This window comes from Aquitalea palustris (genome assembly GCF_003693445.1).
Classification (GTDB): Bacteria; Pseudomonadota; Gammaproteobacteria; order Burkholderiales; family Chromobacteriaceae; genus Aquitalea; species Aquitalea palustris.
This window is the reverse complement of record NZ_RFAR01000046.1, coordinates 86,192-92,799: the sequence shown is the minus strand read 5'-3', so window position 1 is coordinate 92,799 and position 6,608 is coordinate 86,192. Positions and strand designations below refer to the sequence as shown.

Genomic DNA, 6,608 nt, shown 5'->3' with positions numbered 1-6,608 from the left:
CCGTGGGGACGCCAGGATTCAAGATCAAGCCCAGTCGCCAGACTGGGCTTTTTCATTGCCCGCGCAATATCAGCTCTCCGCACGAGCCTGCAAGGCAATCTCTACTGCAGCGCCCTTGGGCAGTTCAGCCACTCCCACCGATGTACGTGCATGATGTCCGGCATCGCCCATCACCTGCAGCAATAGCTCCGATGCTGCATCAGCCACCTCGCTCTGCTGTGTGAAACCGGCCGCCGAACGCACATACACCGTCATGGTCAACATCCGCGCAACCCGGTCCAGGCTGCCCAACTCCCGTCGCAGCAATGCCAAGCAACGCAACACGGCAATGCGCGCTGCCCGCTGTGCCACAGCCAGATCCACCTCTCCGCCTACCGCGCCTTTCACTACCACCTCACTGCCGATGCGCGGCACCTGCCCGCTGACATACAAGAGATGGCCATCCCGGACAACTGCCTGATAATTCCCGCCAACGCGTATTTCATCGTCCACATCAAAACCGACTGCCGCTGCGTGCTGCAAAAAGCGCTCTGCCCTGGTTTCTGCCATTGTCTCTTCTCCAATGAAAACGCCACCATTCAGGTGGCGTCTGGACGTGAAGCGGACCTTCCCTGCCAACTATACGCGATAGCTGGTCGCCGTCATCAGCTTGGCAGTCAGTTTCATCAAGCCCTTAACCGGTGCCGGCAGGCTGGCTGCACCAAACTCATGCGCCATGTCGGCATGGCGCAACTCGTCATCCCGCATCTGGGTGACAATGGCGCGACTTTTGGCATCCGCCTCGGGCAGCGCCGTCAGGTGACTATCCAGGTGAGCGCCAACCTGATGTTCGGTCTCCTCCAGAAAACCCAGGTTCCACTTGTCGCCCAGCAAGCCTGCCGTCACGCCAATGGCCAGCGAGCCGGTATACCACAGCGGCCCCAGCAGGCTGGGCTGACCACCCAGTTCGCGAATGCGCTGTTCCGTCCAGGCCAGATGTTCCACTTCTTCAAAAGCCGCATGCTGCAATGCCTCACGTGCGGCCGGATTACGCGCCGTCAGTGCCTGGCCCTGATACAGTGCCTGGGCGCAAACCTCACCACAGTGATTCACCCGCATCAGGCCCATGGCATGGCGCTTTTCCGCCGTGCTGAGTTCTGCCTCCTCCAGCCCGGCATCTGGCCGTGGCCGCTGGCTTTGCGCCGGCGCAAACAGGGTGCGCAGACCCTTGTCAAATTCGGTAATCAGCGTGTCAAACATAGTGTTCCCGACTGGTGCACAAATCCGTCAAAGATTATACCCGTGCACCGCACAAGACGGCAGCTGCTGATATAATCCTGCAAGAATTTCCATGTAAACAACCACCATTAACAAAGGATTCTGCCTGATGAACCTGGAACTCATCGGCCCGGGCAAAGACATGCCGGGCGACTTCAACGTCGTGATCGAAATCTCCGCCAACGCTGCGCCGATCAAATACGAATTCGACAAAGAGTGGAACACCCTGGTGGTTGACCGTTTCATGGGTACCTCCATGATGTACCCGGCCAACTACGGCTTCGTGCCGCAAACCCTGGCTGGCGATGGCGACCCGGTCGACGTGCTGGTGGTAACCCCCTTCCCGCTGCCGCCGGGCGTGGTGATCCGCTGTCGTGCCCTGGGCCTGATCAAGATGGAAGACGACGGCGGCGTGGATGCCAAACTGGTGGCCGTACCGGTAGAAAAACTGTGCCCGATGTACAAGTCCATCCAGAAGCTGGAAGACCTGCCGGAACTGCTGCGTGCGCAGATGGTGCATTTCTTCGAGCACTACAAGGATCTGGAAAAGGGCAAGTGGGTCAAGATCAACGGTTGGGGCACGCTGGAAGATGCCAAGACCGAACTGGTGGAAGGCATTGCCCGCTTCGGCAAGTAAGCCTGCCTACCGCGCCCGCCTGTGCGGGCAGCTTGTCCATGCCGACAAGACAAAACGCCAGTGCATGCACTGGCGTTTTTGCATTCAGAGGATGCCGGGCAGGGAAACTGCCGGCAGCCTGCTTAGTGGTTGCGATAATCGGCCGCATTGGCGGCAATAGCCTTGCCGGCATAATCATCAGCAGCCTTGCGCTGTGCATCGCTCTGGCTGAACTGCTGTTCGTACTTTTGCACAGCATCCTTGTCCGGACGGCTGCGTACATCACTCTCGGCCATGGCAGTGGCGACCAGGGCATTAGAAACAACAAGGGCCAGCATCAATTTCTTCAACATGATTCACTCCATTCGTTTAGCAGGATGCAAGCAGCAGACTCTCAATGTTTTTCAATTATTTTGATGACCAAATAAGATAGGCCTGTACAATTAATGCTTGAAAAACTGTCTTTTCACTTGCACCGGGTTGGTGAGACAGATATTAAACGCGAGTCATTCCTGTTGATAGCGAAATGATCTGAACAGTTCATTCAAAAAATTCGAACATGAAAATTTCTCTGGATGCCCTACTGGTACTGGATGCCATCGATCGCAACGGCAGCTTTGCCGCTGCTGCCGACGAATTGCACCGGGTCACTTCCGCCGTCAGCTACGTGATCCAGAAGCTGGAGCAAGACCTGGACGTCCAGCTATTCGACCGCAGCGGGCACCGCGCCCGCCTGACGGCCGCCGGACAAATCCTGCTGCGCGATGGCCGCAATCTGCTGGATGCCGCACGCACGGTGGAACACCGGCTGTTGCAGCAGGCCGCCGGCTGGGAAAGCGAGCTGGTCATCACCATCGGCGACCTCATCCCCTTCGAGCAGCTCATTCCGCTGATCGCCCGCTTCGACCAGCTGAACAGCGGCACGCAATTGCGCTTTACCCGCGAGGTTTTCGGCGGCATCTGGGATGCACTGTATGATGCGCGTGCCGATCTGGTGCTGGGCGCACCCGGCCACCCGCCGGCAGGGGACTACTTCTACCGGGAAATCGGCACCATCGATTTCGTTTTTCTGGTCAGCCCGCAGCATGCGCTGGCCAGCGCACCCGAGCCGCTGTCCGCCCACACCTTGCGCCAGCACCGGATTATTTCGCTGGGCGACACTTCGCGCCGCCTGCCGACACGTACCGCAGGCATACTCAACGGGCAGGATGTGCTGACCGTGCATACACTGGATGCAAAGCTCGCACTGATGACAGCAGGGCTGGGCATAGGCTACCTGCCGCGCATGCTCGCCACGCCCTATCTGCAAAACGGCCAACTTGTGGAAAAATCACTCAAGGAAAAGCGCGGTTGCACCAAGATGTTTTACGCATGGAAAGAAGAGTCTCCCGGCAAGGCATTGGCCTGGTTCATTGACAACCTGGCACTGGCCATCCAGCAACAGCAACTGATCATATAAGGCCAAGCGATGTTTCAGCCTCAGGGCAGCGCTCCTCACCTGCACTGGCTTAGCCAGCGCCTGCAAGCACGCAGCCTGCTGCGCGCCGCTGGCGCACGGCCGGCATGGCTGCCAGGCGACTGGCAAGGCTTTGCCGGGGAGAGCTGCTGGCTGGACCTGGCGGCAGATGACAGCCACCACCTGCTGCAACGCGCCGGGCATTGCCAACAGCACGGGATTGCCTTGCTGGAAGTGTGTGGCCAATGGCTGCCACAAGGAGAGCAGTTCGGTTTCATGCTGCTATGCGGCGGCGAATTGACAGCCACCAGCGAAGCCCGCAGCTGGCTGGATTGCGCCGCCCCCCTGGCAGGAGGCTGGCTGCATTGCGGGCCGCCCGGCAGCGCCCGCTATACCCTGCATGTCATCAATGCCATGCGCCATGCCTGGCAACTGGCCCTGCAACAGCTACCGGCCAATGGCCAACCCTGCAGCATCAACTGGGAAGCGCTCATGCAGCAGCAGAGTGAACTGGCCGACAAGCTGTATTTGCTCTCCGCCGGCTATCTGCAGCGCCAGGGGATAGACGCGGCGGCCTGCAGTGCCAGCGAGGCGAGGCGCAACTTCGCCCTGCCCGTTGCAGCACAAAGCCACTTTGCCGCCAATCTGGCCATCCTCATCGTGCTGGCCATGCAACAGCGCGACACCTTGCACAGCATGCTGCAGCAGGTGTTCACCACCCTGCACCCGTCTTAACCGGCAGAATGGCAGGCAATAAAAAACCCGCCGATTGGCGGGTTTTCTGTATTACTGCAACAAATCAGGCAGTAGCAGCAGGCGTAGCCGGCTTTTTGCGGCTTACCGCAGCAGCGGTGGCCTTGGCCTGGGTGCTGGCAGCTTCTACGCTGGCTTCAGCGATTTCGGCGCTGACTTTTTTGGCGGTCTTGGACACGCTTTCGAAAGCGGCATTGGAGCTGTTAACGAAGGTCTTCAGTGCGGAAACGGCAACATCGGAACCCGCCGGAGCATTCTTGGACAGACGGTCCAGATTGCTCAGCAGCAGCTTGTTCTGTTCTGCCAGTTGCTCTTCCACGAAAGAGCTCAGTTCGCCCTGGGTGGTAACAGCAACGTCGTAAACTTCGCGTGCCACACTGAAAGCCTGATCCAGGCTGGGCTGTGCCAGGCTGGTTTGCAGCTCGGCAAATGCCTTGGGATCTTTCACTTCGGTCAGTGCCTTGAAGTGCTTGGCATTGTTGTCCAGCAGCTTGCGGGTCAGTTCCAGCTGCAGGTTGGCAAAGCGCTCGGCGCCGGCCAGAACGATGGAGGACAGGCGAACGGCTTTGTCGAACTGCGCCTGGCCGAGAGCAGAAAATTCTTGGGTGTTGGTAAACATGGCTACTCCTGGAAATGTCGAAATACAACTCAGCTTTAACAGTCACAACAACCGTTTCGCCGCCAATGCTGCACAGCAGCAAATGTAATTTAACCAAATCATTGCTGCCGGTCAAGAAAATGCTGCACTGCACAATTGCGTAAACAGCTATTTTGTATGTTTTTTTACAACACCAACATTCCAAATGGATGACAGTATTACGACAATTCCAGCCTGCACCCGGCTGGCTGATTTTTTTGCAGCGCAATATCAACAGAATGCCGTGCCCGCCGATTAGTTCACCGGCATTGAAAGGGGGACGGCAAGCCAGTACACTCGCTCCATAGAAGAAATCTATTTATATAAAGCCTACCCATGAGCTCTGCGGTCACCGCCTTTGACATCAAATCTGCCAGCCTGGATCTGCTGGCCCTGATTCTCCGCACGGACAATCCGGAAGAACTGACCACTGCGCTGGAGGCCCGTTTCGGCCCGGCCGGTGATGCTCCGGCCGAAGCCTTCCTGCTGGATGTGGAAGCCCTGGCAGCCGCAGCCGACGCCGATTACGGCCGCCTGCTGCCCCTGCTCAGCCGCCATGGCATCCGTGCCGTTGCCTTGCGTCATCCGGATAGCAGCATGGCCGAGGTGGCCAGCCGCTATGGCCTGGCCTATGTACGCAGCAGCACCCCGCCGCGCCAGAACCTGAGCGAACCGGTAGCCAAGCCAGTGGAAGTAGCCGCCGCTCCAGCCCCGGTGGCCGCCATGATCATCGACCGCCCGGTGCGTGCCGGACAGCAGATTTACGCCCGTGGTGGCGATCTGGTGGTACTGGCCATGGTCAGTGCCGGTGCCGAAGTCATTGCCGACGGCAATATTCATATTTATGCCCCGCTGCGTGGCCGAGCACTGGCCGGCGCACGCGGCAACACCGCAGCCCGCATTTTCGTGCGCAGCATGGAAGCCGAACTGGTTTCCATTGCCGGGGTCTATCGCACTATCGAACAGGCACTGCCCGACAGCATCAAGGGCAAGCCTACCCAGATCTATCTTGAAAACGAGCGCCTGGTCATGACCGCGCTTGGCGAATAATTCAATTATCCAAAGGGATTTACCGTGGCAAAAATCATCGTCGTGACTTCCGGCAAAGGTGGTGTCGGCAAAACCACCACCAGTGCCAGCTTTGCATCCGGCCTGGCCCTGCGTGGACACAAGACTGTGGTCATCGACTTTGACGTCGGCCTGCGCAACCTGGACCTGATCATGGGTTGCGAACGCCGTGTCGTGTACGACCTGATCAATGTGGTGAATGGCGAAGCATCGCTGAACCAGGCGCTGATCAAGGACAAGAACTGCGACAACCTCTATATCATCCCGGCCTCGCAAACCCGCGACAAGGATGCCCTGTCGCAAGAGGGCGTGGAGAAGGTACTGAAGGAACTGGCCGACAGCGGCTTCGAGTTCATCGTCTGCGACTCGCCGGCCGGTATCGAAAAGGGTGCCCTGCTGGCACTGTACTTTGCCGATGAAGCACTGATCGTCACCAACCCGGAAGTGTCTTCGGTACGTGACTCCGACCGCATCCTGGGCATTCTGGCTTCCAAATCACGCCGTGCCGAGCAAGGTGGTGATCCGGTCAAGGAACACCTGCTGATTACCCGCTACTCGCCGGCCCGCGTCGACAAGGGCGAAATGCTGTCGGTGGACGACGTCAAGGAAATCCTGCGCGTGCCGCTGATCGGCGTGATTCCGGAATCACAAACCGTATTGCAAGCCTCCAACTCCGGCACACCGGCCATTCACCTGAAAGGCAGCGATGTAGCCGAGGCCTATTCCGACGTGATTTCACGTTTCCTGGGCGAAGATCGCCCCATGCGCTTCCTGGACGCGCCCAAGGTGGGCCTGCTCAAGCGCCTGTTCGGAGGTTAAAC

Annotated in this window: 9 protein-coding genes; 5 read left to right on the top strand and 4 right to left on the bottom strand. The window is 58.7% G+C overall.

Annotation, left to right across the window (positions count from 1 at the left end):
- Positions 1 to 69 precede the first annotated feature (69 nt).
- The gene (locus EAY64_RS11805) at positions 70 to 549 is read right to left on the bottom strand and encodes a RidA family protein (protein WP_103524958.1); all 480 of its coding nucleotides are present in this window, start codon (positions 547 to 549) and stop codon (positions 70 to 72) included.
- 69 nt (positions 550 to 618) lie between these two features.
- A complete protein-coding gene (gene coq7, locus EAY64_RS11800) occupies positions 619 to 1,239 on the bottom strand; it encodes a 2-polyprenyl-3-methyl-6-methoxy-1,4-benzoquinone monooxygenase (protein ID WP_103524957.1) in 621 nt (206 codons plus the stop codon).
- Positions 1,240 to 1,366: 127 nt separating this feature from the next.
- On the opposite strand from coq7, the gene ppa reads away from it, so the two are divergent.
- Complete coding sequence (ppa, locus tag EAY64_RS11795) at positions 1,367 to 1,894, top strand: inorganic diphosphatase (RefSeq protein WP_103524956.1); 528 nt, start codon at positions 1,367 to 1,369, stop codon at positions 1,892 to 1,894.
- Between the two features lie 122 nt (positions 1,895 to 2,016).
- Here the strand turns inward: ppa and EAY64_RS11790 are convergent, their stop codons facing one another.
- Positions 2,017 to 2,226 (bottom strand): hypothetical protein, encoded by a 210-nt coding sequence (locus EAY64_RS11790; RefSeq protein ID WP_103524955.1) that lies wholly within the window; start codon positions 2,224 to 2,226, stop codon positions 2,017 to 2,019.
- Between the two features lie 206 nt (positions 2,227 to 2,432).
- Here EAY64_RS11790 and EAY64_RS11785 point away from each other — a divergent pair, with 206 nt between their 5' ends.
- Together EAY64_RS11785 and EAY64_RS11780 are read left to right on the top strand one after the other, a co-directional pair.
- Positions 2,433 to 3,332: a LysR family transcriptional regulator gene (locus tag EAY64_RS11785; protein WP_103524954.1), complete on the top strand. Its 900-nt coding sequence runs from the start codon at positions 2,433 to 2,435 to the stop codon at positions 3,330 to 3,332.
- A gap of 9 nt (positions 3,333 to 3,341) precedes the next feature.
- On the top strand, positions 3,342 to 4,064 hold the full coding sequence (locus EAY64_RS11780) for a hypothetical protein (protein ID WP_103524953.1): 723 nt from the start codon (positions 3,342 to 3,344) through the stop codon (positions 4,062 to 4,064).
- A 64-nt stretch (positions 4,065 to 4,128) separates the two neighbouring features.
- On the opposite strand, the gene EAY64_RS11775 is transcribed toward EAY64_RS11780, so the two are convergent.
- Positions 4,129 to 4,701 (bottom strand): phasin family protein, encoded by a 573-nt coding sequence (locus EAY64_RS11775; protein WP_059286881.1) that lies wholly within the window; start codon positions 4,699 to 4,701, stop codon positions 4,129 to 4,131.
- A gap of 354 nt (positions 4,702 to 5,055) precedes the next feature.
- Here EAY64_RS11775 and minC point away from each other — a divergent pair, with 354 nt between their 5' ends.
- Together minC and minD are read left to right on the top strand one after the other, a co-directional pair.
- A complete protein-coding gene (gene minC / locus EAY64_RS11770; RefSeq protein ID WP_103524952.1) occupies positions 5,056 to 5,769 on the top strand; it encodes a septum site-determining protein MinC in 714 nt (237 codons plus the stop codon).
- 24 nt (positions 5,770 to 5,793) lie between these two features.
- A complete protein-coding gene (minD, locus tag EAY64_RS11765; RefSeq protein WP_103524951.1) occupies positions 5,794 to 6,606 on the top strand; it encodes a septum site-determining protein MinD in 813 nt (270 codons plus the stop codon).
- Positions 6,607 to 6,608 lie beyond the last annotated feature (2 nt).

Excerpts from the sequence above, each read along its gene's own strand:
- EAY64_RS11805 (WP_103524958.1), bottom strand. The coding sequence starts at position 549 with ATGGCAGAAACCAGGGCAGAGCGCTTTTTGCAGCACGCAGCGGCAGTC.
- coq7 (WP_103524957.1), bottom strand. The coding sequence starts at position 1,239 with ATGTTTGACACGCTGATTACCGAATTTGACAAGGGTCTGCGCACCCTG.
- ppa (WP_103524956.1), top strand. The coding sequence starts at position 1,367 with ATGAACCTGGAACTCATCGGCCCGGGCAAAGACATGCCGGGCGACTTC.
- EAY64_RS11790 (WP_103524955.1), bottom strand. The coding sequence starts at position 2,226 with ATGTTGAAGAAATTGATGCTGGCCCTTGTTGTTTCTAATGCCCTGGTC.
- EAY64_RS11785 (WP_103524954.1), top strand. The coding sequence starts at position 2,433 with ATGAAAATTTCTCTGGATGCCCTACTGGTACTGGATGCCATCGATCGC.
- EAY64_RS11780 (WP_103524953.1), top strand. The coding sequence starts at position 3,342 with ATGTTTCAGCCTCAGGGCAGCGCTCCTCACCTGCACTGGCTTAGCCAG.
- EAY64_RS11775 (WP_059286881.1), bottom strand. The coding sequence starts at position 4,701 with ATGTTTACCAACACCCAAGAATTTTCTGCTCTCGGCCAGGCGCAGTTC.
- minC (WP_103524952.1), top strand. The coding sequence starts at position 5,056 with ATGAGCTCTGCGGTCACCGCCTTTGACATCAAATCTGCCAGCCTGGAT.